This is a genomic window from Streptomyces sp. NPDC051677 (assembly GCF_044453465.1).
GTDB lineage: Bacteria > Actinomycetota > Actinomycetes > Streptomycetales > Streptomycetaceae > Streptomyces.
Genome location: NZ_JBITCT010000011.1, coordinates 68,505 through 93,985, shown reverse-complemented (window position 1 = coordinate 93,985; position 25,481 = coordinate 68,505). Strand labels below are relative to the sequence as shown.

Here is a 25,481-nt window from a genome sequence, read left to right as displayed (position 1 = left end):
GTCCCCTCACTCTGATCGCCTTGATCACAGATGTAATGCGCAGGCAATGTAAGTGACGGATAAGCCCAGCGGAAGACCCTCCACAGAGCCTCTACTCCGGAGCCCGTGCCGGACCCGCTACTCGGCAGGCCGCTTCAGCCGTGCCACGAACTTGTACCGGTCGCCGCGGTAGACCGACCGCACCCACTCCACCGGCTGCCCCTCCTTGTCCAGCGAGTGGCGGGAGAGCATCAGCATCGGCAGACCCACGTCGGTGCCGAGGAGGCCCGCCTCGCGCGGAGTGGCCAGGGAGGTCTCGATGGTCTCCTCGGCCTCGGCGAGATGGACGCCGTAGACCTCGGCCAACGCCGTGTAGAGGGACGTGTACTTGACCAGCGACCGGCGCAGCGCCGGGAAGCGCTTCGCGCTCAGGTGGGTCGTCTCGATCGCCATCGGCTCGCCGTTGGCCATGCGCAGCCGCTCGATGCGCAGCACGCGCCCGCCGGCCGTGATGTCGAGCAGGCCGGCGAGACGGTCGTCGGCGGTGATGTACCCGACGTCCAGGAGCTGCGAGGTCGGTTCGAGACCCTGCGCGCGCATGTCCTCGGTGTACGAGGTGAGCTGGAGCGCCTGGGACACCTTCGGCTTGGCGACGAAGGTGCCCTTGCCCTGGATGCGTTCGAGCCGGCCCTCGACGACGAGTTCCTGCAGGGCCTGGCGGACGGTCGTGCGCGAGGTGTCGAACTCGGCCGCCAGGGTGCGCTCCGGCGGGACCGGGGTGCCCGGGGACTGTGTCTCCGTGATGTCGAGCAGGTGCTTCTTCAGGCGGTAGTACTTGGGCACGCGCGCGGTACGGACGGTCGCCCCACCCTCGTTCTCCGCACTGCTGACGTCGGTGCTCATGGCCTGCCTTCCCGGCTACGGATGGGGTCACATCGTGGCACGGACGCGGCGATGCTGCCGCGCCGTTCCGTGATCCCCTCTGTATACCGCCGCAACCTTGGCTGGTCTAGTCCACCAGGGCAAATGGTCTACCGGCCCGGCACCCTTCGGGATCCATCTTTTCGACAGTTTCTTACTTAAAGGTTCCTGCATATGTAGGTCCCATAACGGCTGGTCGGAGGGGGTTCGACCACCATTGACAGACCTATTGGCCTGAGCCAAGCTCTGCGCACTGGTCTACACCATTGGTCCAGGTCCAGGTTGGGTTCAGGTCCCGACCCGTGGGCGGGGGGTGTGGCATCCCTGAGGAGGATGGCGTGAAGCGCAAGCTGATAGCCGCGATCGGTATCGCGGGCATGGTGGTCTCCCTCGCGGCGTGCGGGGACGACAGCGGGAGCGGGGACTCGAAGGGCGCCGACGCCAAGGAGCTGACCGTCTGGCTCACCGTCGACGCGCAGAACAACTGGCCCGACCTGGTGAAGGCCGCCGACGCGGCGGTGCAGAAGGCGCACCCGGGCGTCAAGATCAATCACGAGTACTACGGCTGGCCGGACAAGAACGCCAAGCTCGACGCGGTCCTCGCCACCGACAAGGCCCCCGACGTCGTCGAGATGGGCAACACCGAGATGCTCGGCTACATGGTCAAGGGCGCCTTCGCCCCCCTGGACACCGCCAAGTTCGACAACTCCTCCGCCTGGCTCGACGGCCTCAAGGCCTCCGTGACGTACGACGGCAAGACCTACGGCGTTCCGTACTACGCCGGCGGTCGCGTCGGGAACTGGCGCAAGGACCTCTTCGCCTCGGTGGGCGTCACGTCCACGCCGAAGACGTACGCGGAGCTGACCGCCGCCCTGGACAAGGTCCAGAAGAAGGAGGGCGACCAGTTCTCCGCCTGGTACCAGCCCACCCGCGACTGGTATGCGGCCATGTCCTTCGTCTACGACGCCGGCGGCTCCATCGCCAAGGAGGACGGCGGCCAGTGGAAGGCCAACCTCTCCTCGCCCGAGTCGATCAAGGGCCTCACCGACTTCAAGAACGTCGTCGACAAGTACATGCACGGCGACAAGACCAAGGACGAGTCCGACCGTTACATCGTCTACGGCCAGGGCAAGTCCGGCATGATCTTCGGCGCCGCCTGGGAGGGCGCGACCTCCGAGGACCCGAAGAACGACAAGACCGGCAAGCTCAAGGGCAACCTCGAGAACTTCGTGATGCCCGGCCCGTCCGGCAAGAACCTCCCCGTCTTCCTGGGCGGCTCCGACCTCGCCGTCCCGGTGAAGTCGGACGCGCAGGCCCTCGCCGCCGAGTGGATCAACGCGTTCACCGGGCCCTCCGGTCAGAAGGGCCTGATGGCCAAGGGCAACCTGCCCAACAACAAGACCGACCTCGCGACCCTCAAGAGCGACCCGAAGACGGCCGTCCCGGCCACCGCCGCCGAGTCCAACTGGTTCGTCCCCATGGCCCCGGGCTGGGGTCAGGTCGAGAAGGCCCAGGTCCTGCAGACCATGCTGCAGAGCATCGGCACCGGCAAGAAGACGGTCGAGGCCGCCGCGAAGGAGGCGGACGCCGCGATCGACAAGGTCATCAACACCAAGTGACCTGAGGACAGGGCCCTGCGGCGAGCAGGGCCCTGCTCCCCGTACGACCCGTACGACCTGTACCCGTACGACCCGTACGACCCGTACGACCCGTACGACCCGTTCGACCTGAGGGACCGCTGAGGAGCGCGCGGATGAGTGCCGCAGACACGACCACTGCCGAAGTGCCGCCGACGCGGCAGTCGCCACCACCACCGCCCGTGGGCGAGCCAGGACCCAAGGGACCAAGGCGCGGCCGGCGTTCCGGCGGGGCCGCCACCCCCTGGCTGCTGCTCGCCCCCTGTCTGCTGGTCCTCGCCCTGGTGATGGGCTATCCGCTGGTCCGGCTGGTCACCCTCTCCTTCCAGAAGTTCGGGCAGTCCCAGCTCTGGGGCTTCCAGCCGGCGAAGTCGGTCGGGTTCGACAACTTCACGGGCGTGCTGGGCGACGGCGAGTTCTGGCAGGTCGTGGTCCGCACGATCGTCTTCGCGGCGGGCTGCGTGATCTTCACGATGGTCGCCGGCATGCTGATCGCACTGCTGCTCCAGCGGGTCTCCGGCTGGGTGAAGACCCTCGTCAACATCGCGCTCGTGGCGAGCTGGGGCATGCCCGTCATCGTCGCCACCACCGTGTTCAAGTGGCTGTTCGACGCCGACTACGGCATCCTCAACGCCGTCCTGAGCAGGCTGCCGGGCGTCGAGCTGATCGGCCACAACTGGTTCGCGAGCGGACCGCAGGGGCTCGCGGTGATCATGCTCCTGGTGGTCTGGGGCGCGGTCCCCTTCGTGGTCATCACGCTCAGCGCCGGCCTCACCCAGGTCCCCGCCGAACTGGAGGAGGCCGCCCGCCTCGACGGCGCGGCCGCCTGGGGCGTCTTCCGGTACGTCACGCTGCCCATCCTCAAGCCGATCATCGTGATGCTCACGACCCTGTCGGTCATCTGGGACATGGGCGTCTTCCCGCAGGTCTTCGTCATGCGCAACGGGCATCCGGAGGCCGAGTTCCAGCTCCTGACGACGTACTCCTACGACCGCGCGTTCGTCGTCAACGACTACGGACAGGGCTCGGCGATCGCCCTGATCACCGTGCTGCTGCTGCTCGGGGTGGTCGCCGTCTACATGCGTCAGATGCTGAAGATCGGAGAGGTCGAATGAGCACCCTCGCACCCCGGCGGTCCTCGCGCCTCGGCTGGAACCTCCTCGGACTCCTCGTCTTCGCCGTCGCCGGCTTCCCCGCCTACTGGATGCTGAACACGGCCGTCAAGCCCGCGAAGGACGCGATCGACCCGGACCCGAGCCTGCTGCCGACCGGCTTCACGCTCTCCAACTTCCGCCGCGCCCTGGACATCGCCGACTTCTGGGGCCCGGTGGGCCGCAGCCTGATCGTCTCCCTCGCGGTCGTCGCGATCGGCGTCGTCGTCGGCATGCTGGCCGCGCTCGCCATCTCCCGGTTCGCCTTCCGGGGCCGCAAGATCGTGATCGTCGGCATCCTGGCCGTCCAGATGGTCCCGCTCGTCGCCATGATCATCCCGGTCTTCCTGCTCCTGAACGACCTGGACCAGTACGACAAGCTTTCCGGCCTGATCATCACGTACCTGACCTTCATCCTCCCCTTCACGGTGTGGACGCTGCGCGGCTTCATCGTCAACATCCCGAAGGAGCTGGAGGAGGCGGCCATGGTCGACGGCTGCACGCGGACGAGCGCCTTCATCCGCGTCGTCTTCCCCCTCCTCGCCCCCGGCATGGTCGCCACCTCGGTCTACGGCTTCATCCAGGCCTGGAACGAGTACCTGTACGCCCTGATGCTGCTCAGCCAGAAGAACCAGACGGCGACGGTGTGGCTCAGCAACTTCTCCACCAAGCACGGCACCGAGTACGCCCCGATGATGGCCGGCGCCACCTTGATGGCCATACCGATCGTCGCCCTGTTCCTCCTCGTCCAGCGCAAGATGGCCGCGGGGCTGACCGCGGGCGCCGTGAAGGGATAACGCCCCCGATGACGACACTCGCCAGCGGCACCACCGCGTTCGACAAGGACAGGCTCACCCGCGACGCCCTGACGGTCCTGCAACCCGGCTTCCCCGGCGCCACCGCCCCCGACTGGCTGCTGCGCCGGCTCGGCGAGGGCCTGGCGTCGGTGGGCCTGTTCGGCAGGAACATCACCTCACCCGAGCAACTCGCGGCGTTGACGGCCCAGTTGCGCGCGGAGCGGGAGGACGTCCTGGTCGCGATCGACGAGGAGGGCGGAGACGTCACGCGCCTGGAGGTGCGCACCGGCTCCAGCTTCCCCGGCAACCACGCGCTGGGCGCGGTGGACGACGCCGCCCTCACCCAGGAGGTAGCCGCGGAACTGGGCCGCCGGCTCGCCGCCTGCGGGGTGAACCTCAACTGGGCCCCGTCCGCGGACGTCAACTCCAACCCCGCCAACCCGGTGATCGGCGTCCGCTCCTTCGGCGCCGACCCGGCACTGGTCGCCCGCCACACCGCCGCCTACGTCACGGGCCTGCAGTCCGCCGGCGTGGCCGCCTGCACCAAGCACTTCCCGGGCCATGGCGACACGGCCGTCGACTCCCACCACGCGCTCCCGCGCATCGACGTCGAGACGCCCGTGCTCGGGGACCGCGAACTGACCCCGTTCCGCGCGGCCATAGCCGCCGGGACCCGCGCCGTCATGAGCGCCCACATCCTGGTCCCCGCCCTGGACCCGACCCGCCCGGCCACCCTGTCCCCTCGCATCCTCACCGCCCTCCTGCGCGACGAACTCGGCTACGACGGCCTGATCGTCACCGACGGCATGGAGATGCAGGCCGTCGCCGCGACGTACGGCATCGAACGCGGCAGCGTCCTCGCGATCGCGGCCGGCGCCGACGCCATCTGCGTGGGCGGAGGCCTCGCGGACGACGAAACGGTACGGCGTCTGCGCGACGCCCTGGTCACCGCCGTCCGCACCGGCGAACTCGCCGAGGAACGCCTCGCGGACGCCGCGGAACGCGTCCGGGAGCTGGCGCGTTGGACCGCGACGGAGCCCAAGCCCACGGGCGCGTACGACGACGATGACGCCGGCGGCGGCGTGCGTGCCGACGTCGGTCTGATCGCCGCCCGCCGTGCCCTCCGGATCACCGGCGGGGAGGTCTTCAGCCCCCTCACCGAACCGCCGTACGTCGCCGCTTTCACCCCCGTCGCGAACATCGCCGTCGGCGCCGAGACCCCGTGGGGCGTGGCGGCGGAGCTGGTCCGGCTGTTGCCGGGGACGGAGACGGGCAGCTTCGCCGGCCCGGACGCGGGACACGCGGCGCTGGTCGCGGCGGGGGAGCGGCGGATCGTCGCCGTGGTCCGCGACGAGCACCGTCACCCCTGGATGGCGGCGGCCCTCGACACCCTCCTCACGGCCCGCCCGGACACGGTCGTCGTGGAAATGGGCGTCCCCCAGGCCCCGCCCCGAGGCGCCCTCCACATAGCCACCCACGGCGCCGCCCGAGTCTGCGGCCGCGCGGCGGCCGAGGTCATCGCGGGAGCGTAGTCATGACGACGCGACAGGCGCCGGCCCCTTGTCGGGGACCGGCGCCTCTCGCGTCCTTCAGGGGCGCGGGGAACTGCGCGCCTTAAATCCCCTGCCATGCAGGCTTGTTGGCATACGTGTGCCGGAAGTAGTCCGCAAGCTTCAGCTTGGACGCGGCGCCCTCGTCGACGACGACCGTCGCATGCGGGTGCAGCTGCAGCGCCGAGGCCGGGCACACCGCGGCCACCGGCCCTTCCACCGTCGCCGCGACCGCGTCCGCCTTGCCCTCCCCGGTGGCCAGCAGCACCAGATGCCGCGCCTCCAGGATCGTCCCGATGCCCTGGGTGATGACGTGGTGCGGAACCTGCTCGATGTCCCCGTCGAAGAACCTCGCGTTGTCCACCCGCGTCTGCTCGGTCAACGTCTTGATCCGGGTGCGCGAGGCCAGCGAGGAGCAGGGCTCGTTGAACCCGATGTGTCCGTCGGTGCCGATCCCGAGCAGTTGGAGGTCCACGCCGCCGGCCGCGGCCAGCGCGCGGTCGTACGCCTCGCAGGCCGCCTGGACGTCGGCGGCGGCGCCGTCCGGGCCGAGGAACGCCTCCATGCCGATGCCGAGCGGCTCGAGCACCTCCCGCCGCAGCACCGAGCGGTAGGACTCGGGGTGGTCGGCGGCCAGCCCGACGTATTCGTCGAGCTGGGCGATCCGCGCCCGCCCGGTGTCCACGGCGCCGGAGCGCACCTTGGCCGCCAGCGCCTGGTAGATGGGCAGCGGGGTGGAGCCGGTGGCCACGCCGAGCAGCGCGTCCGGCTTGCGCCGCAGGAGCTGCGCCATGGCCTCGGCGATGAGTTCGCCGCCCGACCGGGCGTCCGGAACGATGACAACTTCCACGCTGGCCTGCCGTTCTCGTGTCCGTGTGGTTTAGACCAATCTATGGAGCCAATCTAACAGAATCGGGTGCCGCCGACGTTTCTCTAATGTCCGTTATAAAATGAACTCATGGTGAGCAGTGAGCAGACCCGGGCCGAGCCCGCAGCCCGGCCCCGCGGCCGCCCCCGCTCCTTCGACCGCGCAGCCGCGCTGGAGAAGGCGGTCCTGGCGTTCTGGAGGCACGGCTACGAGGCGACCTCCGTCTCCGACCTCACCCGGATCATGGGCATCGGCGCCCCCAGCCTCTACGCGGCCTTCGGCGACAAGCGCGCGCTGTTCGAGGAGGTCGTGAACGTCTACTCCGACACGTACGGTTCCTTCGCGGGGCGCGCCCTGACCGAGGAGCCGACCGCCCGTGCCGCCGTCGAGCGCCTGCTGCGCGAGGCCGCCGTCGCGTTCACCCACCCCCGCCACCCGTACGGCTGCCTGGTGATCCACGCGGCCACCAACTGCACCACCCCCGAGGTCGAGGACGCCCTGCGCGGACGGCGGGCGGCGACCCTGGCCGCCATCGAGAGCCGCGTCGCGGCCGGCGTCGCCGCCGGCGAGCTGCCGCAGGACACCGACACCGGCGCACTCGCCCGCACGGTGGGCGCGGTCTTCCAGGGCATGTCGCACCAGGCGCGCGACGGGGCGAGCCGGGAGCAACTGGAGGCGGTCGCGGAAATTGCCCTCTCCGTCTGGCCCCGCACAGGAACCCCCACAGGCTAGGCTGCGTTGTGGATGATAGGGCGTCCGAATACTCACAACAACGAACAAGCTCTCACGCATGGACACACCTAGTGGTCTAGTCCACAATGGCGGGGAGAACCACGGCAACACCAGGAACTTCCGTCTTCCCCGCACAGGAAGGCGGACCGAGGAACCGGCGCTCTCTGCCCTGACTGCCCCGGATCCTCACCTTCGGTCGACGGGACCGCACACCCCGCGGCCGATATTGCTCCGGGCTGCGGTGCCGGGAGGGTTGAGGGTCCCTCTCAGGCGCCGCGGCCCGCGGGTGTTTTAGGCCCCGCACATACCCCCAGGTACGCTCACAGACGTGCCCTCCATGAACGAACTCGTACGCCAGCACACCGCACTCGACGACTCCGACCTCGAGTGGCTCCACCTGCTGGTCTCGGAGTGGCAGCTGCTCTCCGACCTCTCCTTCGCCGACCTGGTCCTGTGGGTCCCCACCCGCGACGGCACCCGCTATGTCTCCGTCGCCCAGATGCGCCCCAACACCGGCCCCACCTCCTACCAGGACGACATGGTCGGCCACCTCGTCCCCCGAGGCCGCCGCCCCCTCCTCGACGCGGCCCTGGACGAGGGCCGGATCGTGCGCGAGGGCGACCCGGAGTGGCGCGAGGAGGTCCCCGTCCGGGTCGAGTCGATCCCCGTACGGCGTGAGGGCCGTGTGCTCGGCGTCATCGCCCGCAACACCAACCTGCTGACCGTGCGCACCCCCAGCCGCCTGGAGCTCACCTACCTCCAGAGCGCCTCCGACCTCGCGCAGATGATCGCGGCCGGCTCCTTCCCGTTCCCCAACCAGCTGATGGACATGGACGCGGCCCCACGCGTCGGCGACGGCCTGATCCGCGTCGACGGCGACGGCCTCGTCCAGTACGCCTCCCCGAACGCGCTGTCCGCCTACCACCGCATGGGCCTCGCCTCCGACCTGGTCGGCCAGCACCTCGGTCTGACCACCGCCGAACTCGCCCCGACCCGGGGCCCGGTGGACGAGGCGCTCGCCAAGGTGGCCAGCGGCTGGGCGCCCCGAGAGTTCGAGATCGAGGCCAACGACGGGGTCATCCAGTTCCGGGCGATCCCGCTCAAGCCCAAGGGCACCCGGATCGGCGCGCTCGTGCTGCTCCGTGACGTCACCGAACTGCGCCGCCGCGAACGTGAGTTGATCACCAAGGACGCGACCATCCGGGAGATCCACCACCGGGTGAAGAACAACCTCCAGACGGTCGCGGCCCTGTTGCGCCTCCAGGCCCGCCGCATCGAGTCCGAGCGCGGCCGGGAGGCCCTCGAAGAGGCCGTGCGCCGGGTCGGCTCCATCGCCATCGTGCACGAGACGCTCTCCCAGAACCTGGACGAGCGCGTGGAGTTCGACGAGATCGCCGACCGCGTGCTGGCGATGGTCGCCGAGATCTCGCCGGGCAAGGTCGCCGGCCGGCGCAGCGGACGCTTCGGCATCCTGGACGCCGAGGTCGCCACCCCGCTGTCCATGGTCCTCACCGAGATCCTCCAGAACGCCCTGGAACACGGCTTCCGCGAGGGCGACACCGGCACGGTCGAGGTCTCCGCGGTCCGCGGCGGCACCACGAAGGAGGCCCGCCTCCTGGTCACCGTCCAGGACGACGGCGTCGGCCTGCCCGAGGGCTTCGACCCGCACACCTCCGGCAACCTCGGCCTGCAGATCGTACGGACGCTGGTGGAAGGCGAGTTGGGCGGAACCTTCGACATGGTCCCGGCCCCGGAACACGGCACACAGGTGATCCTCGACATCCCGGTGCGGGCACAGAAGTAGGGGAACTGCAGAAGCAAGAGGGCTGCAGAAGGTAAGAGATCTTCAAGGGGTCCGGGGCACAGCAAGAAGCCCCGGACCGTTCAGGGGTCCGGGGCTCGAATGCTCGTTGTCAGCGTGTGCTGCGCATCGGGGGTACTGCGCGCTGCGGCTCGGGGGCGGGAGAAGCGCACTAGCTGTACGCGCCGCCAAGCTCAGGCTTGTGGGGCGGGTGTTGTCAGGCGGTTGCCTGACGGGCCCGGTTGCGGGCGGCGCGACGCTTCATGGCACGGCGCTCGTCCTCGCTGAGACCACCCCAGACGCCGGAGTCCTGGCCGGACTCGAGCGCCCACTGCAGACACTGCTCCATAACCGGGCAGCGACGGCAGACGGCCTTGGCTTCCTCGATCTGCAGCAGCGCAGGACCGGTGTTGCCGATGGGGAAGAAGAGCTCGGGGTCTTCCTCGCGGCAAACGGCGTTGTGACGCCAGTCCATGGCTGCTACCTCTCCTTGGTATTACGTGCAGGTTGCTTGTGAATGTGAACGCTTTCACGAATCCCTCAACAAGTGAAGGGCCGCCCGCCAGGTTCGCCGACGGGGTCCTGTTGATTGAAGAGGGGTTCCGGTGATCAGTGGAGGCTGGTGTTGCGGGCCGTCCCGATCGCCACGTAGAGACTCGCAAACCTCGGCGGCGGATACAACCCCTACCGGAAAGTTTTTTTTGATTCCTCGGTGTCGACTAGGTCACAGCCGTACTTCCATGGGGTGGACCCTGGCCTAAACGTTCGAGTGAAAGGACTTCAGCCCTTTCTGCTCACACAATCACACGCAGTGCACGGCGTACGCCTGTGAACGTCACACTGGTGCGCAGCCCCAGGTGGTCACCGTCCATCTGGAGGGGCAGGGGGACCTTCGAATGCAAGGTGAACTGGTCCAGGTCGTGCAGTGAGACGGCATGCTTGCCGTGCGGTCCCTTGTCGGGGGACGAAGTGAGCAACTGGGTGCCATATCGGGCAACCGCGACGCTGGACAGACGGCTGAGACCGAGTACGTCGAGCCCTGTATCGAACGAGGCCTTAGGCGACGCGTACACCGGGCGATTGCCCAGATAGGTCCACGGAGCCGTGTTGCAGACTATGGACAGGACCAAATCGGTCACCGGGTCCGCGCCGGGCCGCTCCAGGGTGATCGACCCGTGCCGGCGCTGTGACTCACCCAACAGCTGGCGCACCGCCTGGCGGATGTAAAGAGCGTGGGTGGATTTCCTGCCCCGCTCGCGCTGCTGCTCCACCCGGCCCACCACGCCGGCGTCGAAACCGAGCCCGGCGTTGAAGGTGAACCAGCGCGACGGCACCGCCTCGTCCTCCGTGCCGGGCGTGCCCGCGGCCAGGCCGAGACCGACCGTCCGCACGCTGTTCTCACGCAAGGCGTCCAGCACGGCGCCGGTCGCCTCCACGGGGTCGTTGGGCAGACCCAGGGCGCGGGCGAAGACGTTGGTGGAGCCGCCGGGGACCACCGCGAGGCCGGGCAGGTTGTCCGGATCGGGGCCGGCGTGCAGCAGGCCGTTGACGACCTCGTTGACCGTGCCGTCACCGCCGAGGGCCACCACCAGGTCGACGTTTCCGCTCTCCGCCGCCTGTCGGCCCAGGTCACGCGCGTGCCCGCGGTACTCGGTGGTGACCGCCTCGAGCTTCATCTCGCTCGCGAGCGCGTGGATGAGAACGTCGCGCGTCCGTGCACTGGTAGTGGTTGCCGCCGGATTGACCACGAGAAGTGCACGCATGAGTTGCAGCGTACCTACTGGGTCGAACCGACCACAGGCCGAGGTGGGGATCAGGTAAGAGATCACGCAGTGAGCCTGGACACGAGCGCCGCACGCGCGCGTGGGCGGCCCGATCCCCGGCGAACGGCGCGGGCTACCCTTCAGGGGTGAGCAGTGAGCAGACCTCCGTCGCCCCGGAAACCGCAGCACCCCGCCCGCGCCGGCTGACGTACGCCGCCGCGCTCGCCGCCCTGGAGGGGCTGGCACTGGTCGTCGGCGGGGTGTGGATGCTCGTCCTGGGAATCACCGGCGACCCGGACGACCGTCAGTCCGCCGTCACCGGCGGAGTCACGCTGATCGTGCTCGCGCTGCTGCCGCTGCTCGCCGCCCGTGGGCTGCTGGGCCTGCGCAGCTGGAGCCGGGGGCCGGCCGTCATCACACAGATCATGGCGCTGCCGGTGGCCTACAACCTGCTCCAGGCCGACAGCATGGCGATTCCGGCGGGCATCGCGCTCGCGGCCGTCGCCGTCGCGTCGCTCGTCCTGCTCGTCAACGGCGAGACGACGCGGGCCCTCGGGATCCGGGGGCCCGGCCGAACCTCGGAGTAGCGGCTGCCCGCTCCTCGCCGCCGCTCCTCCTCGACGTCACTACTCCTCGACGAGGAGCTTCTCCCGCAGCTGGGCCAGCGTGCGCGCCAGCAGGCGGGAGACGTGCATCTGCGAGATGCCGACCTCCTGCGCGATCTGCGACTGGGTCATGTTGCCGAAGAACCGCAGCAGCAGGATCCGCTTCTCGCGCGGCGGGAGGTCCTCCAGGAGCGGCTTGAGCGACTCCCGGTACTCGACGCCCTCCAGCGCCTCGTCCTCCGCGCCGAGGGTGTCCGCGACCGCCGGGGACTCGTCGTCGGTGTCCGGGACGTCCAGGGACAGGGTGGAGTACGCGTTCGCGGACTCCAGGCCCTCCAGGACCTCCTCCTCCGAGATCGCCAGCTTCTCGGCGAGCTCGTGGACCGTGGGGGAGCGGCCGTGCTGCTGCGACAGCTCGGCCGTCGCCGTCGTCAGTGACAGACGCAGTTCCTGGAGCCTGCGCGGCACCCGCACCGCCCAGCCCTTGTCGCGGAAGTGCCGCTTGATCTCGCCGACGACCGTCGGGGTCGCGTACGTGGAGAACTCCACGCCGCGGTCCGGGTCGAAGCGGTCCACCGACTTGATCAGACCGATGGTGGCGACCTGGGTGAGGTCGTCCAGCGGCTCGCCGCGGTTGCGGAAGCGCCGCGCCAGGTGCTCGACGAGCGGCAGGTGCATGCGGACCAGCTGGTTGCGCATCTCCGCGTACTCGGGGCTGCCGTCCTGCAGCTTGCGCAGCTCGACGAACATCGCCCGTGCCCCGCTGCGGTCCCCCGGCGCCGGTGCCGGCGCCGGCGCAGGGGGTGGTGGTGCCGGTTCGTGCTGCGTGCCGGACACGCTCTGTTCGCCGTCTCGCTCGTGCTCGCTCATTGTCCCGCCCGTCGCCCTCTGTCGAGCCCTCGCCTCTGCTCGGCCTGGAGGCGAGCCCCCGGTCCGCCCCTCCCGAGGCGAGCCCTGCACGGCCCCTTCCGGCAGACCCGCCTGCGCGGAGGCCGAGAGGTCCTCCGGATGCGGCCGGGCCTGCTCGGGGATGCCGTCGATGCCGTCGGCCATGCGTCGGGAACCGTCCGGAGAGACTGGAATCTCGGCGCTCTCGGCCGGCAGCTCCCGTGTGCCGCGCTCTTCGTCCCGCACCGGCCCGTCCCCGTTCCTCACGCCGGCCCGGGTCCCGCGCCGCGCTGTTTGTAGAGGCTGATCGACACGGTCTTGTCCTCGTCGACGGCGGAGGACACCTTGCCCGCGAGGGCGGACAGGACGGTCCAGGCGAAGGTGTCACGCGAGGGCGCGTGGCCGTCCGTGGTCGGCGCCGAGACGGTGACTTCGAGCGAGTCGTCGACGAGTCGGAACACGCAACTCAGTACCGAGCCGGGCACGGCCTGCTGGAGCAGGATCGCGCAGGCCTCGTCCACCGCGATGCGCAGGTCCTCGATCTCGTCCAGGGTGAAGTCCAAACGGGCCGCGAGGCCGGCCGTGGCCGTCCGCAGCACCGACAGGTAGGCACCCGCAGCCGGCAGCCGGACTTCCACGAAGTCCTGGGTCGCGGGCTCGCCTGCGATCTGGGACACCCTCACCTCCAAGGTGGTACAAGCTTTTCGGGGCCGAGGGTCGCCCCCCGGGGTAACGCGTGGGTGGTGCAGCGGTGACGCTATCGCGCTCTCAAGTTTCCTGTCCCCGGGACCCCAACCCCCTGGCGTCACTCACAGTAAAGCTGTGAACACGCTCCGTGTCTAGGGGTCTGCGGGCCCAAATGGGAAGAAGGCGCGCCGGGTTGACGTACCCAGACGTCAGACGGTCGAACCGTACCCGCCGGACGGCCGGGACGTCTCATGAGTACAACGACCGAAGCGTCCGAGACATTCACACCAGGACGTGATCGACGAAGCACCACCGCCAGCTCTCACCGGGTTCGAAGGTCCGCATGATCGGGTGGCCGGACGCCTTGTGGTGCTCGGTGGCGTGCCGGCTCGGCGAGGAGTCGCAGCAGCCGACATGGCCGCACGTCAGGCACAGCCGCAGCTGAACCGGGTGGGTACCGTCCCGCAGGCACTCCGGACACGTCTCGCCGAGCGGGACGGGTTCGGGGTCGGGCAGCGCGTCGGCGTGCGTGCACTGTTTCATGATGGCCAGATTACGACGGCTGTGCGGACGACCGCGCGGAAAAACGAGAGCGGGCGAGACATGGACGTGATGCCACTGCTGTTGCTGGTGGCCGGCAGTGCGGCGATCGCGGCGGCGGCCAGGCGCACTCCGGTGCCGGCGCCGCTGCTGCTGGTCGCGGTCGGCCTGGTGGTGTCGTACGTGCCCGGCGTCCCGGACTACACCCTCGACCCGGACGTCGTCCTGCCGCTCCTGCTGCCGCCGCTGCTGTACACGTCGGCCACCGAGAGCTCCTACCTCGACCTGCGCGCGCAGCTGCGGCCGGTGGCCCTGCTGTCGGTCGGATACGTGCTCTTCGCGACGTTCGCCGTCGGCTGGGCCGCCTACCTGCTCGTGCCCGGGCTGCCGCTGACCGCGGCGCTGGTGCTGGGCGCGGTGGTCGCGCCGCCGGACGCGGTCGCGGCCACCGCGGTGGCCCGCCGGGTCGGCCTGCCGTCACGGATCACCACGATCCTCCAGGGCGAGTCCCTGCTGAACGACGCCACCGCGATCACCGCCTACAAGGTGGCCCTCGCGGTCGTGGTCGGCGAGGGCGCGTCCTGGGGCGGCGGCATCGAGGAGTTCCTGGTGGCGTCGGTCGGCGGCACCGCCGTCGGCCTGATCCTGATGGCCCCGCTGCACTGGCTGCGCACCCACCTCAAGGAGCCCCTGCTCCAGAACACGCTCTCCCTGCTGATCCCGTTCGTCGCCTACGCGGCCGCCGAGCAGTTCCACGCCTCCGGTGTCATCGCCGTGGTCGTCGTCGCCCTCTACCTCGGCCACCGCGCGTGGGAGGTCGACTTCGCCACCCGCCTCCAGGAGGAGGCCGTGTGGAAGATGGTCGCCTTCGTCCTGGAGTCGGCGGTCTTCGCGCTGATCGGTCTGCAGCTCCCGGTCGTCCTGAAGGGCCTCGGCGCCTACGAGGGCCTGGACGCCGCCTGGTACGCCGTCGCCCTCTTCCTCGTGGTCGTCGCGGCCCGCTTCCTGTGGGTGTATCCGGCGACCTTCCTGCCCCGACTGGTGTCGGCGCGCATTCGCGCGCGGGAGGACGACCCGACCTGGCGGGGACCGATCGTCATCGGCTGGGCCGGCATGCGGGGCGTGGTCTCGCTCGCCATCGCCTTCTCCGTCCCGCTCACCGTGAACGACGGCGACGAGCCCTTCCCGCACCGCAACCTCATCCTCTTCCTGACCTTCACGACGGTCATCGGCACCCTGGTGGTGCAGGGCCTGACCCTGCCGCCGCTGATCCGCCTGCTGAGGTTCCCCGAGCCCGACCCACAGGCCGCCACGCTCGCCGAGGCCAACGCCCAGGCACAGGCCTCCCGGGTCGCCGAGGAGCGCCTGGACGCCCTGCTGTCCGACGAGCGCAACTCCCTGCCCCCGCCCCTCGCCGACCGCCTGCGCAGCGTCCTGGAGCGCCGCCGCAACGCCGTCTGGGAGCGCCTCGGCCAGGTCAACCCGGTCACCGGCGAGACCGTCGACGACACCTACCGGCGCCTCTCACGGGAGATGATCAGCGCCGAGCGCGAGATATTCGTCCGGCTGCGCGACGCCCGCCACATCGACGACGAGATGCTGCGGACGCTGCTGCGCCGACTGGACCTCGAGGAGGCGGCGGCGTTCCGGGAGGCGGAGTGAACGGGCCTCACGCGGTGAACGGCGAGCCCGTCACGACCGCCGCGAGCCGTGTCCCGCGCGGGAAGGCGCCCTCGTCGGCCAGGACGACAAGGGCGTACAACGACTTGGCGACATAGAGACGTTCCACGGGCACACCGTGTCGTCGCTCGAAGTCCTCGGCGAAGGCGTCGAGCTCCGGCGGCACGCGCGCGTAGCCGCCGAAGTGGAAGCGCTCGTCCAGCAGCCACTCGCCCCGCCGGCCACCGAAGGCCTCCTCCTGCAGCGCCCGTATCTCCTCGCCCAGGAAGCCGCCCTTGAGGACCGGTATGCCCAGGGCCCGCCGACCGGGGCCGAGGCCGGCGGCCAGGCCCGCGAGCGTGCCGCCGGTGCCGCAGGCGAGGGCGGCAACGTCGACGCCGCCGTGGTCGCGCAGCTCCTCGCCGAGCGCCCGGCAGCCGCGGACCGCCGCCGCGTTGCTGCCGCCCTCCGGGACGACGTACGCGTCCTCGGCGCCGGCCGCCTCCAGAAGCCTTTCCAGCACCTCCGGCTCGGTCTTGCGCCGATACGTCGAGCGGTCCACGAAGTGCAGCCGCATGCCGTCGGCCGCGCACCGGGCCAGGGACGGGTTCAGCGGCCTGCCGGCCAGTTCGTCGCCGCGCACCACACCCACCGTGGGCAGGCCCAGCAGCCGTCCCGCGGCGGCCGTGGCCCGCAGATGGTTGGAGTAGGCGCCGCCGAAGGTGAGGATCGTCCGCCCCGCCGCCCGCTCCAGATTGGGCGCCAGCTTGCGCCACTTGTTGCCGATCAGCTCCGGATGGATCAGGTCGTCCCGCTTCAGCAGCAGCTGTACGCCGTGCCGCTCGAACCGGTCGTCGGCCACGTCCTGGAGCGGCGAGGGCAGGCGGGGGCGCAGGTCGGTCACCCGCTCATTGTCGAACGCCGTTCGGTGAAACGTGTCTCTTCCCTGCCCGCGATGATCCATTCCCGCTCTTTCGGGTAATAGCACCGCCACGATCCGTGAGGAAGGCTTGCTCGCGTGACCAGTGCACCGGTGCAGTTCGGCACCCGTGCATGAATTGGGAGGGTATTTCTCATGTCGGTAGGCGAAGAGGTCCGCGCGGAGTCGGGCAAGCCGCAGCAGAGTCTCGGCACGGCGGCCGCGCGGAACCTGGCCACCACGACCAAGTCCGCACCGCAGATGCAGGAGATCAGCTCCCGCTGGCTGCTGCGGAACCTGCCCTGGGTGGACGTGCAGGGTGGTACTTACCGGGTCAACAGGCGCCTGACGTACGCGGTCGGCGACGGACGCATCACGTTCGTGAAGACCGGCGACCGCGTCGAGGTCATCCCCGCCGAGCTGGGCGAACTGCCCGCGCTGCGCTCCTACGAGGACGAGGAGGTGCTCGGCGAGCTCGCCCAGCGCTGCCGACAGCGGGAGTTCGGCCCCGGCGAGCTCATCGCCTCCTTCGGCAGCCAGACCGACGAGGTCTACCTCCTCGCCCACGGCCGTGTCGAGAAGGTCGGCACCGGCCCCTACGGCGACGACCAGGTGCTCGGAGTCCTCGCCGACGGCGCGTACTTCGGCGACCAGGCGCTGCTCGACGCCGACGCCATCTGGGAGTACACGGCCCGCGCGGACACCGCCTGCACCGTGCTGATCCTGGCCCGGCAGGACGTCGAGCAGGTCGCGGAGCGCGCCGACACCCTGCGCGAGCACCTCCAGCGGCTGCGCGCGATCCCCGAGCAGCGCACTAACAAGTACGGCGAGAAGGTCGTCGACCTGGCCGCGGGCCACGCCGGCGAGCCGGACATCCCGCACACGTTCGTCGACTATGACGCCCGGCCGCGCGAGTACGAACTGAGCATCGCCCAGACCGTCCTGCGCATCCACTCGCGCGTGGCCGACCTGTACAACCAGCCCATGAACCAGACCGAGCAGCAGTTGCGGCTGACGGTCGAGGCGCTCAAGGAGCGCCAGGAGCACGAGCTCGTCAACAACCGGGAGTTCGGCCTGCTCCACAACTGTGAGTACGACCAGCGGCTCCAGCCGCACGACGGCGTGCCCAGCCCGGACGACCTGGACGAACTGCTCAGCAGGCGGCGCGGCACCAAGATGCTGCTCGCCCACCCGCGCGCGATCTCCGCGATCGGCCGCGAGCTGAACAAGCGCGGGCTCGTCCCCGAGTCGATCGACGTCGGCGGCAACCGGATCCCCACCTGGCGCGGGGTGCCGATCTACCCGTGCAACAAGATCCCGGTGACCGAGGCCCGCACCAGCTCGATCATCGCGTTGCGTCTGGGCGAGCAGGACCAGGGTGTCATCGGCCTGCGCCAGTCCGGCATCCCGGACGAGATCGAGCCGAGCCTGTCCGTGCGGTTCATGGGCATCAACGAACAGGCCATCATCAAGTACCTGGTCACGGCCTACTACTCGGCCGCGGTCCTCGTACCGGACGCGCTGGGCGTTCTGGAGAACGTCGAGATCGGCCGCTGGCGGTGACGTCCGCCACCAGGCGGTACCGGCGTGAGGCGCGCGAAAGGCAGAGGTCCATCGGGTCCATCGGGAGTCAGAGCGGCGGCGGTCCGGGACCGGCCGACGGGCACGAGGCGGCGACGCTCCTGGAGCGGTCGCGGGCCGCCGTCGACCCCGAACTGCGGGCGGCGATCGACTCGTTGCCCGGCTCGATGCGCCGGATCGCGCTCTACCACTTCGGCTGGGAGCACGCGGACGGCACCCCGGCCGCGGACAACGCGGGCAAGGCGATCCGCCCGGCCCTCGTGCTCGCCGCGGCATCCGCCCTCGGCGGGCCGACGGCCCGCGCGGCGGCGGTCCGGGCGGCCGCCGCGGTCGAACTGGTCCACAACTTCACGCTGCTGCACGACGACGTGATGGACCGCGACACCACCCGCCGGCACCGCCCCACCGCCTGGACGGTGTTCGGCGACGCCGACGCGATCCTCGCCGGGGACGCCCTGCAGGCCCTCGCGCTCGGGCTGCTCGCGGGGGATCCGCACCCCGCGTCCTCGGCGGCCGTCGCCCGGGTCGCGGCCTGCGTGGTCGAACTCTGTGCAGGCCAGCAGGCGGACACGGCCATGGAGAGGCGCGGGCCCGCCGAGATCACCCTCGACGAGGTGCTCGTCATGGCCGAGGCCAAGACGGGCGCGCTCCTCGGCTGCGCCTGCGCCGTGGGCGCGCTGTACGCGGGAGCGGCCGACGAGGACGTCGAGGCGCTGGACGCGTTCGGCCGTGAGGCCGGGCTCGCCTTCCAGCTCATCGACGACGTCATCGGCATATGGGGCGACCCGCGGCACACGGGCAAGCCGGCCGGCGCGGACCTCGCCGCCCGCAAGAAGTCCCTGCCGGTGGTCGCCGCGCTGACCTCCGGCACCCCGGCGGCCGGCGAACTGGCCGAGCTGTACGCGGCGCCCTACGAGCCGGCCGACCTGGACCGCACGACGCTCGCCGTCGAGCGGGCCGGCGGCCGCGCGTGGGCCCAGGACCAGGCGGCCGACCGCATGTCCCGCGCGATGCACGAACTGTCCCGGGCGATCCCGAACCCGGAGTCTGCGGGCGGCCTGCTCTCCCTGGCGGAGTTCGTGACGCGCCGCAGCAACTAGGGCGACGACGCGGTGGGGGCGGCGTCCCCGGCGCCGCGTGGTCCCTGGGTTCGCGTGGTCCCTGGGTTCGCGGGGTTCCTGACTTCGGGTGGTTGCCGGGGGCTGCGTCCGGCGGGTCCCGCGCATCCCCGTCGGGGGCGGGGCTCGCCGTCGTGCCGCCTACGCGGGTTTCCCGCCCCCGTCCGGCACCACTGTCGTCACGATCCTCTCCACCAGGCCCTCCGGGACCCCCACGCCGGGCAGGACGCCGTCCAGGACGCCCGGCAGGGTCAGGTGCTCCAGGATCAGCCCGAGCATCGCCAGGTACAGGACGACCACGGTCTCGTCGCCGCCGGGCAGGCCCGTCTCGCGGTGGAAGTCCATGCCGTCCTGGAGGTCGCCGCGCACCGACGTGGTGAAGGAGGCGCGCAGTTCGGGACGCCGGGTCGCCTCCATGCGCATCTCCAGCAGGGCGAGATAGCCGCTGCGGTCGCGGGTCGCGCGGGCCATCAGGTCGTGCATGAACGCCGTGACCAGAGAGCGGTCCCGGGGGCCCGCCATCAGCTTGCCGAACACCTCCGGGTCGGGGGCCAGCCGGACGTGCAACCGGGCGTCGATCTGCCGCAGCAGGTCGTCGCGCCCGGTGAAGTAGTTGGAGGCGGTGCCCACCGGCACCCCGGCCGCCGCGTCCACCGCGCGGAAGGTCAACCCCCGCGCCCCCTCCCGCGCGAGCACCTCGACCCCGGCGTCGACCAGGGCCGCCCGGCGCTCCGGATTACCGGCCATGCGGAACCCTCTCTCTCACTTGGCTCCGTTTCCCGAAACCCGGGAAACTCCCTTGCATCCACTACAGGTGAAGTACTACAACTGTTGTGGTTCACGGGTCAGCCTACGGAAAGAGCCCCCACTTGCGAAAGCTCACGTACTTCATCGCCTGCTCCGTCGACGGCTTCATCGGCGACGCGACCGGTGACGGCTCGGCGATGGTCTCCTTCGTCGACGAGGAGTTCTTCGACTTCCTCAAGACGGAGTACCCGGAGACGCTTCCCACCCCCGGCCGCAGGCCGCTCGGCATCGACGACCTGCCCAACAGGCGGTTCGACACGATCATCCAGGGCCGGGTCAGCTACGACCTCGCGCTGAAGGAGGGCGTCACCAGCCCCTACGCTCATCTGCGCCAGTACGTCGCCTCCCGCACCCTCGCCGAGTCGCCCGACCCGGACGTCGAGATCATCGCCGACGGCCTGCTCGACAAGGTCCGCGCGCTCAAGGCGGAGGACAGCGACCTCGACATCTACCTGTGCGGCGGCTCCCGCCTCGCGGGCGAGCTGTTCGACGAGATCGACGAACTGGTGATCAAGACCTACCCGCTCGTCTACGGCGTCGGCATGCCGATGTTCGGCGCCGCGTGCGACCTCGCTCGCTTCACCTTCCGCGGCATGCGCTCCTTCGGCAACGGCGCGGTCGTGCGGACGTACGACAGAGAACGCTGACGTACGGCGGGGGGCGCTCGGGTGTGGGCCGCCCTACTCTGAGGGCATGGACAGGGAACAACGCGTCTGCCCCGCCTGTGGACAGCCCGTGCAGTCCGTCGTCCGGCGGCACAAGACGCTGGGCGCGTGGGTCCCGCGCTGGGTGCCGGGCCCGTGCCACAACCCGGACTGCGAGGCGTACGTGGAGCCGGGCGCCCGGCCCGACGCCCATGAGCCCGACGCCTCCAGGGCCGATGCCCCCAGGCCCGACGCCGCCGAGCCCGACCAGGAGCCCGGAGCGCCCACCGCCCGGACCTCGTGACAGGACCCGGCGGCCTCCGGTCGCACCTGCCCTGCCGCTACCGTGACCCTCATGACGCATGACGGGGGAGACGGGGGCCGTCGCCGGGTGTGGCGATGGGCCGTCGGGGTGTGGGTGGCCGTCGTGGCCGTCGGCGGCGGAGTGACGTTGTGGCTGCAGGACTCCACCGAGCCCCCGGCCGGCCAGCCGTACGGCCGACACGCCCCCCAGGAGTCCGCCGCGCCGCTGCTCCACATGGACGTGGACGACGACGACCTGTGCGACAAAGCCAAGACCAAGGCCGAGAACGACGGCGAGGGCGACGGCGGGGGCGAGGAGGCGCCGGACGACGAGGCGGCGAACGATCGCCGGATCGTCGTCTGCGCGTGGCCGACGAACGGTTAGGCGCCCGCCCGCGGCGGCCCGCCGGTCTTCGCGTCGCGTGCGGTCAGGCAGTACAGGCCGCCGGCCGGGTCGCGCAGGACCGTCCAGTGGAGGTGGCGGGCGACGAGGGTCGCGCCGAGCCGCTCGTGCCGGACGCGCACGGCGTCGACGTCCGGGCCGCAGGCCAGGTCGAGATGGGCGGAGGCCGAACCCCCGCCCCCGGGCCGCTCCTCGTCGAGCCGCTGGAGCAGGATGCGGATCGGCAGGCCGGGCCGGGGCTCGACCACATGGAACTCGGGCCGGGAGCCCGCCCGGGACGACCAGTCGGGCAACAGGCCACTCCAGAAGGCGACTTCGGCCTCGTACGCCGTCGGCGGTACGTCGACGCACACCTGGTCCAGCCGGCTGCCGGCCACCACGGGCGGTCGGACGGTCTCCCCGTGCCACGGCACCGCGCAGAACAACTGCCCCGCGGGGGAGCGCAGTACGGCCCATCCCTCGTGCGCTGCGGCCGGCTCGGCGCCCAGCTTCAGCGCCTTCTCGACGAACCCGGGCACGTCCTCGACGGCGAAGTCGAGATGCGCGCCGCCGTCGCCGTCCGCCACCCCCTGGACCTTGACGCAGGCGTCGGCGCCCTCGGCGAGCAGCGTCACGAACTCCCCGTCCTCACCTCGGAGTTCGGACAGCGCGGTGTCCGTGACGGCGGTCCAGAACGCGCAGGCCCGCTCGAAGCGCGCGGCCGGCCGGTCGACGAACGCGTAGATCCACCGGACCGCTCCGCTCGTCGACCCGTTGATCGGTTCGCTCACCGGGGCTTCGACTCCATGAACCGCAGCATGTTCCCCGCCGGATCCCGGAACGCGCAGTCGCGGACCCCGTACGGCATGTCCATCGGTTCCTGGATCACCTCGGCGCCGGATTCCCGGACGCGGGCGAAGAGAGCGTCGCAGTCCTCGGTGGTGAAGTTGACCCCGCGCAGCACGCCCTTGGCGAGCAGTTGCTCCATCGCCTCCCGGTCGGCCGGGGAGAGGTCGGGGTTCGCCGCGGGCGGCTCCAGGACGATCGACACGTCCGGTTGCAGCGGCGACCCGACGGTCACCCACCGCATCCCCTCGTACTTGACGTCGTTGCGGATCTCCAGGCCCAGGACGTCGCAGTAGAAGGTGACGGCCTTGTCGTGGTCGTCGACGGCGATGAAACAGGTGTGCAGTCTCAGGTCCATGGGGCCAACCTAAGGTCGATCGGGGCGTTCCGTCGTCACGTCCGTCTCGGGCGTGTGTACGCCCGCGCCACGCAGGGCGGGATCTCCGCGCTCTCCTCGTGCGAGCGGGCCCGGTAGGAGCTCGGCGTCTCGCCCACCAGTTCGGTGAAGCGGGAGCTGAACGAGCCGAGCGAGGTGCAGCCGACCGCCATGCAGACCTCCGTCACGGTCAGGTCGCCGCGGCGCAGCAGGGCCTTGGCGCGCTCGACCCGGCGGGTCATCAGATAGCCGTAGGGCGTCTCGCCGTAGGCCTCGCGGAAGCTCCGCTGGAAGTGGCCCGGCGACATCAGCGCGGTGCGCGCGAGAGCGGGGACGTCGAGGGGCTCGGCGTACTCACGGTCCATCCGGTCGCGGGCCTGCCGCAGTCGTACCAGGTCCTCGAGGGTCACCACGCCAGCATCGCACGATCCTCACCTGGTGGGCGCGGGGACCTGGAACAGGCTTTGCCTTCAGTTCGCCTCCCGTATGAAAGCGCTTGTTCCCATGAGGGAATGGACCACATCACGTTCCTCGTGGCGGTCGTCATCGTCACGGCTCTGGCCTTCGACTTCACCAACGGATTTCACGACACGGCGAACGCGATGGCGACCTCCATCGCCACCGGCGCGCTCAAGCCGAAAACCGCCGTGCTGATCAGCGGAGCCCTGAACATCGTCGGAGCCTTCCTGTCCACCGAGGTCGCCAAGACGATCTCCGGCGGCATCGTGGACGATACCCTCGTCTCCCCGGGGATGATCTTCGCGGGGTTGGTCGGGGCGATCCTCTGGAACCTGCTGACGTGGCTGGTCGGGCTGCCGTCCAGCTCGTCGCACGCCCTCTTCGGCGGGCTGATCGGCGCGGTGTGGGTCGGTGCGGGCTCGCACGGCGTGCACTTCGACAAGGTTGTCGAGAAGGTACTGATCCCCGCCGTGGCCTCGCCGCTCGTCGCGGGTGTCGCCGCCCTGATCGCCACCTACTTCGCGTACAAGCTCACCGCCCGCGCCCGCAAGGACTCCGTCACCAAGGGCTTCCGGCTCGGTCAGATCGCCTCGGCCTCGCTGGTGTCGCTCGCGCACGGCACGAACGACGCGCAGAAGACCATGGGCGTCATCACCCTGACCCTGATCTCGGCGGGCGCGCTCGGCCACGACGCCGGCCCGCCGGTGTGGGTGATCGCCTCGGCCGGTCTCGCCATCGGCCTCGGCACCTACCTGGGCGGCTGGCGGATCATCCGCACCATGGGCAAGGGCCTCACCGAGATCCAGTCCCCGCAGGGCTTCGCCGCCGAGACGGCCTCCACGACCGTCATCCTCACCTCCGCCCACCTCGGCTTCGCCCTGTCGACGACCCAGGTCGCCTCCGGCAGCATCCTCGGCGCGGGCCTCGGCCGGCGCCTCGCGGAGGTCCGCTGGGGCGTCGCGGGCCGGATGGTCGCCGCCTGGCTGATCACGCTGCCCGCCGCCGCGCTGGTGGGCGGCGTCTCTGCGAGCGTGGTCAAGCACGGCGGCAACTTCGGGACGGTCGTCGTCGCGCTGGCGGGCGCCGCCGTGGCCGCGGGCATCGTCCTGCTGTCCCGCCGCAACCCGGTGCACGCGAACAACGTCAATGACGCCCACGAGGTCAACGTCCGCACCGCGCCGCCGGCCGGCGTCGGCACGGCCGCCTGAGGCAGGGGAGAGTCTCGATGCATCTGGACTGGAACGCACTCGGCCAGGTCACCGCGGTGAGCATCGGCGTCACCGTCGCCGTGGTCGTCGTCTTCGCCTTCGGCGTGCTCGGCGTCGCCCGTCTGGAGGGCGCGCGCGAGCAGGGCGGCGGCACGTCGTCGCTCGGCATGGCCCAGGCCGGGCTGTGCTTCCTCGCGTGCGCGGCCGTGGTCGCGTACGGGATCTATCTGATCGTGCCGCAGTTCCACTGAACCGGAAGGAGAACGGGATGGCGACGCCGCCCCTGCTGTCCGAGCTGGCCGACCTGAGAGTCGACTACAGCGACCACGACGACCCCGTGCTCGTCCGGCCGGACGGCAGCCCGGTCGACACCTGGCGGGAGAACTACCCGTACGGGCAGCGCATGGAGCGCAACGAGTACGACCTGCACAAGCGGCTGCAGCAGATCGAACTGCTGAAGCTGCAGAGCTGGATCAAGGAGACGGGACGCCGGCTCGTCATCGTCTTCGAGGGGCGGGACGCGGCCGGCAAGGGCGGCACCATCAAGCGGTTCACGGAGCATCTCAACCCCCGCGGCGCCCGGGTCGTGGCGCTGGAGAAGCCCACCGAGCGCGAGCTCGGACAGTGGTACTTCCAGCGGTACGTCGAACAGCTGCCGACCGCCGGCGAGATCGTCCTCTTCGACCGGTCCTGGTACAACCGGGCCGGCGTCGAGCGGGTCATGGGCTTCTGCAGCGACGACGAGTACCAGCGCTTCATGCGTCAGGCGCCGCTGTTCGAGCGGATGCTCGTCGACGACGGCGTGGACCTGATCAAGTTCTGGTTCTCGGTGTCGCAGGGCGAGCAGCGCACCCGGTTCACGATCCGTCAGATAGACCCCGTACGGCAGTGGAAACTCAGCCCGATGGACCTCGCCTCGCTGGACCGCTGGGACGACTACACAGCGGCCAAGGTCGCCATGTTCCGCGAGACGGACACGGCGTACGCGCCCTGGACGGTGGTCAAGAGCAACGACAAGAAACGGGCCCGGGTCGAGGCCATGCGCAGCGTGCTCGCCCGGTTCGACTACGCCGACAAGGACGAGGAGGTCGTCGGCGCCGCCGACCCGCGCGTCGTGGGCGCGGCGGCGGGCCTGCTGGAGGCGGGCGAGGACGACACGGCCGACGGCGCCGCCACCGGCACCGTTGCCGTCAGCTGACCCACTGACCCACTGACCCACTGACCCACTGAGCGCCCGCCCGGGCGACCTGGGACGGGGCC

Annotated in this window: 28 protein-coding genes; 16 read left to right on the top strand and 12 right to left on the bottom strand. The window is 70.5% G+C overall.

The window, feature by feature from the left end:
• Positions 1–117: 117 nt before the first annotated feature.
• The gene (locus tag ACIBAF_RS15305) at positions 118–882 is read right to left on the bottom strand and encodes a GntR family transcriptional regulator (RefSeq protein ID WP_399463681.1); all 765 of its coding nucleotides are present in this window, start codon (positions 880–882) and stop codon (positions 118–120) included.
• A gap of 356 nt (positions 883–1,238) precedes the next feature.
• Between ACIBAF_RS15305 and ACIBAF_RS15300 the strand changes: the two genes are divergently transcribed.
• The 4 genes from ACIBAF_RS15300 to ACIBAF_RS15285 all read left to right on the top strand — a co-directional run bounded on the left by ACIBAF_RS15300 (position 1,239) and on the right by ACIBAF_RS15285 (position 6,017).
• Positions 1,239–2,519 carry an extracellular solute-binding protein gene (locus tag ACIBAF_RS15300; RefSeq protein WP_399463680.1) on the top strand — a complete coding sequence of 427 codons (1,281 nt, stop codon included), beginning with the start codon at positions 1,239–1,241 and terminating at the stop codon, positions 2,517–2,519.
• A 134-nt stretch (positions 2,520–2,653) separates the two neighbouring features.
• A complete protein-coding gene (locus ACIBAF_RS15295; protein WP_399463679.1) occupies positions 2,654–3,652 on the top strand; it encodes a carbohydrate ABC transporter permease in 999 nt (332 codons plus the stop codon).
• Entirely contained in the window at positions 3,649–4,485 is an 837-nt protein-coding gene (locus ACIBAF_RS15290; protein WP_399463678.1) for a carbohydrate ABC transporter permease, read from the top strand. Before ACIBAF_RS15295 ends, ACIBAF_RS15290 begins: the two co-directional genes overlap by 4 nt.
• 8 nt (positions 4,486–4,493) lie before the next feature.
• Positions 4,494–6,017 carry a glycoside hydrolase family 3 protein gene (locus ACIBAF_RS15285; RefSeq protein ID WP_399463677.1) on the top strand — a complete coding sequence of 508 codons (1,524 nt, stop codon included), beginning with the start codon at positions 4,494–4,496 and terminating at the stop codon, positions 6,015–6,017.
• Positions 6,018–6,099: 82 nt separating this feature from the next.
• Here ACIBAF_RS15285 and nagB read toward each other — a convergent pair whose 3' ends face one another.
• Entirely contained in the window at positions 6,100–6,885 is a 786-nt protein-coding gene (gene nagB / locus ACIBAF_RS15280) for a glucosamine-6-phosphate deaminase (protein ID WP_399463676.1), read from the bottom strand.
• A gap of 108 nt (positions 6,886–6,993) precedes the next feature.
• Between nagB and ACIBAF_RS15275 the strand changes: the two genes are divergently transcribed.
• Both ACIBAF_RS15275 and ACIBAF_RS15270 read left to right on the top strand, forming a co-directional pair.
• Complete coding sequence (locus ACIBAF_RS15275; protein WP_399463675.1) at positions 6,994–7,635, top strand: TetR/AcrR family transcriptional regulator; 642 nt, start codon at positions 6,994–6,996, stop codon at positions 7,633–7,635.
• Positions 7,636–7,972: 337 nt separating this feature from the next.
• Positions 7,973–9,439 (top strand): sensor histidine kinase, encoded by a 1,467-nt coding sequence (locus ACIBAF_RS15270; RefSeq protein WP_399463811.1) that lies wholly within the window; start codon positions 7,973–7,975, stop codon positions 9,437–9,439.
• Positions 9,440–9,653: 214 nt separating this feature from the next.
• Here the strand turns inward: ACIBAF_RS15270 and ACIBAF_RS15265 are convergent, their stop codons facing one another.
• Together ACIBAF_RS15265 and ACIBAF_RS15260 are read right to left on the bottom strand one after the other, a co-directional pair.
• Positions 9,654–9,911, bottom strand: a complete 258-nt coding sequence (locus ACIBAF_RS15265; RefSeq protein ID WP_006380970.1) for a WhiB family transcriptional regulator — start codon at positions 9,909–9,911, stop codon at positions 9,654–9,656.
• A 319-nt stretch (positions 9,912–10,230) separates the two neighbouring features.
• Positions 10,231–11,199 carry a diacylglycerol/lipid kinase family protein gene (locus tag ACIBAF_RS15260; RefSeq protein ID WP_399463674.1) on the bottom strand — a complete coding sequence of 323 codons (969 nt, stop codon included), beginning with the start codon at positions 11,197–11,199 and terminating at the stop codon, positions 10,231–10,233.
• A gap of 146 nt (positions 11,200–11,345) precedes the next feature.
• On the opposite strand from ACIBAF_RS15260, the gene ACIBAF_RS15255 reads away from it, so the two are divergent.
• Positions 11,346–11,786 (top strand): hypothetical protein, encoded by a 441-nt coding sequence (locus tag ACIBAF_RS15255; RefSeq protein WP_399463673.1) that lies wholly within the window; start codon positions 11,346–11,348, stop codon positions 11,784–11,786.
• Positions 11,787–11,825: 39 nt separating this feature from the next.
• Here ACIBAF_RS15255 and ACIBAF_RS15250 read toward each other — a convergent pair whose 3' ends face one another.
• The 3 genes from ACIBAF_RS15250 to ACIBAF_RS15240 all read right to left on the bottom strand — a co-directional run bounded on the left by ACIBAF_RS15250 (position 11,826) and on the right by ACIBAF_RS15240 (position 13,922).
• Positions 11,826–12,959, bottom strand: a complete 1,134-nt coding sequence (locus tag ACIBAF_RS15250; RefSeq protein ID WP_399463672.1) for an RNA polymerase sigma factor SigF — start codon at positions 12,957–12,959, stop codon at positions 11,826–11,828.
• Positions 12,956–13,369, bottom strand: a complete 414-nt coding sequence (locus ACIBAF_RS15245; protein WP_004925829.1) for an anti-sigma regulatory factor — start codon at positions 13,367–13,369, stop codon at positions 12,956–12,958. The genes ACIBAF_RS15250 and ACIBAF_RS15245 overlap by 4 nt, the downstream gene beginning before the upstream one ends.
• Before the next feature lie 292 nt (positions 13,370–13,661).
• Positions 13,662–13,922, bottom strand: a complete 261-nt coding sequence (locus ACIBAF_RS15240; protein ID WP_399463671.1) for a UBP-type zinc finger domain-containing protein — start codon at positions 13,920–13,922, stop codon at positions 13,662–13,664.
• 60 nt (positions 13,923–13,982) lie between these two features.
• Between ACIBAF_RS15240 and ACIBAF_RS15235 the strand changes: the two genes are divergently transcribed.
• Entirely contained in the window at positions 13,983–15,581 is a 1,599-nt protein-coding gene (locus ACIBAF_RS15235; protein WP_399463670.1) for a Na+/H+ antiporter, read from the top strand.
• Positions 15,582–15,588: 7 nt separating this feature from the next.
• Here ACIBAF_RS15235 and ACIBAF_RS15230 read toward each other — a convergent pair whose 3' ends face one another.
• Positions 15,589–16,482 carry a 1-aminocyclopropane-1-carboxylate deaminase/D-cysteine desulfhydrase gene (locus ACIBAF_RS15230; protein WP_399463669.1) on the bottom strand — a complete coding sequence of 298 codons (894 nt, stop codon included), beginning with the start codon at positions 16,480–16,482 and terminating at the stop codon, positions 15,589–15,591.
• A gap of 171 nt (positions 16,483–16,653) precedes the next feature.
• Here ACIBAF_RS15230 and ACIBAF_RS15225 point away from each other — a divergent pair, with 171 nt between their 5' ends.
• Both ACIBAF_RS15225 and ACIBAF_RS15220 read left to right on the top strand, forming a co-directional pair.
• Positions 16,654–18,060, top strand: coding sequence for a family 2B encapsulin nanocompartment shell protein (locus ACIBAF_RS15225; RefSeq protein ID WP_399463668.1), 1,407 nt, complete (start codon positions 16,654–16,656; stop codon positions 18,058–18,060).
• Positions 18,061–18,110: 50 nt separating this feature from the next.
• Positions 18,111–19,178 (top strand): family 2 encapsulin nanocompartment cargo protein polyprenyl transferase, encoded by a 1,068-nt coding sequence (locus ACIBAF_RS15220; protein WP_399463810.1) that lies wholly within the window; start codon positions 18,111–18,113, stop codon positions 19,176–19,178.
• 159 nt (positions 19,179–19,337) lie between these two features.
• Here the strand turns inward: ACIBAF_RS15220 and ACIBAF_RS15215 are convergent, their stop codons facing one another.
• Entirely contained in the window at positions 19,338–19,943 is a 606-nt protein-coding gene (locus ACIBAF_RS15215) for a TetR/AcrR family transcriptional regulator (RefSeq protein ID WP_399463667.1), read from the bottom strand.
• Between the two features lie 122 nt (positions 19,944–20,065).
• Here ACIBAF_RS15215 and ACIBAF_RS15210 point away from each other — a divergent pair, with 122 nt between their 5' ends.
• Genes ACIBAF_RS15210 through ACIBAF_RS15200 form a run of 3 tightly spaced genes read left to right on the top strand, consistent with a single transcriptional unit; the run spans position 20,066 to position 21,335 of the window.
• Complete coding sequence (locus ACIBAF_RS15210; protein WP_399463666.1) at positions 20,066–20,650, top strand: dihydrofolate reductase family protein; 585 nt, start codon at positions 20,066–20,068, stop codon at positions 20,648–20,650.
• Between the two features lie 46 nt (positions 20,651–20,696).
• Complete coding sequence (locus ACIBAF_RS15205) at positions 20,697–20,951, top strand: hypothetical protein (RefSeq protein WP_399463664.1); 255 nt, start codon at positions 20,697–20,699, stop codon at positions 20,949–20,951.
• A 51-nt stretch (positions 20,952–21,002) separates the two neighbouring features.
• Positions 21,003–21,335 carry a hypothetical protein gene (locus tag ACIBAF_RS15200; protein WP_399463663.1) on the top strand — a complete coding sequence of 111 codons (333 nt, stop codon included), beginning with the start codon at positions 21,003–21,005 and terminating at the stop codon, positions 21,333–21,335.
• Here ACIBAF_RS15200 and ACIBAF_RS15195 read toward each other — a convergent pair.
• From ACIBAF_RS15195 to ACIBAF_RS15185, 3 genes are read right to left on the bottom strand one after another with little or no spacing between them, the layout of a single operon-like run.
• A complete protein-coding gene (locus ACIBAF_RS15195) occupies positions 21,332–22,123 on the bottom strand; it encodes a VOC family protein (protein WP_399463662.1) in 792 nt (263 codons plus the stop codon). The two genes, ACIBAF_RS15200 and ACIBAF_RS15195, sit on opposite strands and share 4 nt — an antisense overlap.
• Positions 22,120–22,536: a VOC family protein gene (locus ACIBAF_RS15190; protein ID WP_399463661.1), complete on the bottom strand. Its 417-nt coding sequence runs from the start codon at positions 22,534–22,536 to the stop codon at positions 22,120–22,122. The genes ACIBAF_RS15195 and ACIBAF_RS15190 overlap by 4 nt, the downstream gene beginning before the upstream one ends.
• Before the next feature lie 35 nt (positions 22,537–22,571).
• Positions 22,572–22,964: a helix-turn-helix transcriptional regulator gene (locus tag ACIBAF_RS15185; RefSeq protein WP_099937135.1), complete on the bottom strand. Its 393-nt coding sequence runs from the start codon at positions 22,962–22,964 to the stop codon at positions 22,572–22,574.
• A gap of 102 nt (positions 22,965–23,066) precedes the next feature.
• Between ACIBAF_RS15185 and ACIBAF_RS15180 the strand changes: the two genes are divergently transcribed.
• The 3 genes from ACIBAF_RS15180 to ppk2 are packed head-to-tail and all read left to right on the top strand — an operon-like array spanning position 23,067 to position 25,419.
• Positions 23,067–24,221 (top strand): anion permease, encoded by a 1,155-nt coding sequence (locus ACIBAF_RS15180; protein ID WP_399463660.1) that lies wholly within the window; start codon positions 23,067–23,069, stop codon positions 24,219–24,221.
• Between the two features lie 17 nt (positions 24,222–24,238).
• Entirely contained in the window at positions 24,239–24,472 is a 234-nt protein-coding gene (locus ACIBAF_RS15175) for a hypothetical protein (RefSeq protein ID WP_399463659.1), read from the top strand.
• Positions 24,473–24,489: 17 nt separating this feature from the next.
• Positions 24,490–25,419 (top strand): polyphosphate kinase 2, encoded by a 930-nt coding sequence (ppk2, locus tag ACIBAF_RS15170; RefSeq protein WP_399463658.1) that lies wholly within the window; start codon positions 24,490–24,492, stop codon positions 25,417–25,419.
• Positions 25,420–25,481: the final 62 nt, after the last annotated feature.

Coding starts and splice junctions, on each gene's coding strand:
- ACIBAF_RS15305 (WP_399463681.1), bottom strand. CDS start 882: ATGAGCACCGACGTCAGCAGTGCGGAGAACGAGGGTGGGGCGACCGTC.
- ACIBAF_RS15295 (WP_399463679.1), top strand. CDS start 2,654: ATGAGTGCCGCAGACACGACCACTGCCGAAGTGCCGCCGACGCGGCAG.
- ACIBAF_RS15290 (WP_399463678.1), top strand. CDS start 3,649: ATGAGCACCCTCGCACCCCGGCGGTCCTCGCGCCTCGGCTGGAACCTC.
- ACIBAF_RS15285 (WP_399463677.1), top strand. CDS start 4,494: ATGACGACACTCGCCAGCGGCACCACCGCGTTCGACAAGGACAGGCTC.
- ACIBAF_RS15275 (WP_399463675.1), top strand. CDS start 6,994: ATGGTGAGCAGTGAGCAGACCCGGGCCGAGCCCGCAGCCCGGCCCCGC.
- ACIBAF_RS15270 (WP_399463811.1), top strand. CDS start 7,973: ATGAACGAACTCGTACGCCAGCACACCGCACTCGACGACTCCGACCTC.
- ACIBAF_RS15265 (WP_006380970.1), bottom strand. CDS start 9,911: ATGGACTGGCGTCACAACGCCGTTTGCCGCGAGGAAGACCCCGAGCTC.
- ACIBAF_RS15260 (WP_399463674.1), bottom strand. CDS start 11,199: ATGCGTGCACTTCTCGTGGTCAATCCGGCGGCAACCACTACCAGTGCA.
- ACIBAF_RS15240 (WP_399463671.1), bottom strand. CDS start 13,922: ATGAAACAGTGCACGCACGCCGACGCGCTGCCCGACCCCGAACCCGTC.
- ACIBAF_RS15235 (WP_399463670.1), top strand. CDS start 13,983: ATGGACGTGATGCCACTGCTGTTGCTGGTGGCCGGCAGTGCGGCGATC.
- ACIBAF_RS15225 (WP_399463668.1), top strand. CDS start 16,654: ATGTCGGTAGGCGAAGAGGTCCGCGCGGAGTCGGGCAAGCCGCAGCAG.
- ACIBAF_RS15215 (WP_399463667.1), bottom strand. CDS start 19,943: ATGGCCGGTAATCCGGAGCGCCGGGCGGCCCTGGTCGACGCCGGGGTC.
- ACIBAF_RS15205 (WP_399463664.1), top strand. CDS start 20,697: ATGGACAGGGAACAACGCGTCTGCCCCGCCTGTGGACAGCCCGTGCAG.
- ACIBAF_RS15200 (WP_399463663.1), top strand. CDS start 21,003: ATGACGCATGACGGGGGAGACGGGGGCCGTCGCCGGGTGTGGCGATGG.
- ACIBAF_RS15190 (WP_399463661.1), bottom strand. CDS start 22,536: ATGGACCTGAGACTGCACACCTGTTTCATCGCCGTCGACGACCACGAC.
- ACIBAF_RS15180 (WP_399463660.1), top strand. CDS start 23,067: ATGGACCACATCACGTTCCTCGTGGCGGTCGTCATCGTCACGGCTCTG.
- ACIBAF_RS15175 (WP_399463659.1), top strand. CDS start 24,239: ATGCATCTGGACTGGAACGCACTCGGCCAGGTCACCGCGGTGAGCATC.
- ppk2 (WP_399463658.1), top strand. CDS start 24,490: ATGGCGACGCCGCCCCTGCTGTCCGAGCTGGCCGACCTGAGAGTCGAC.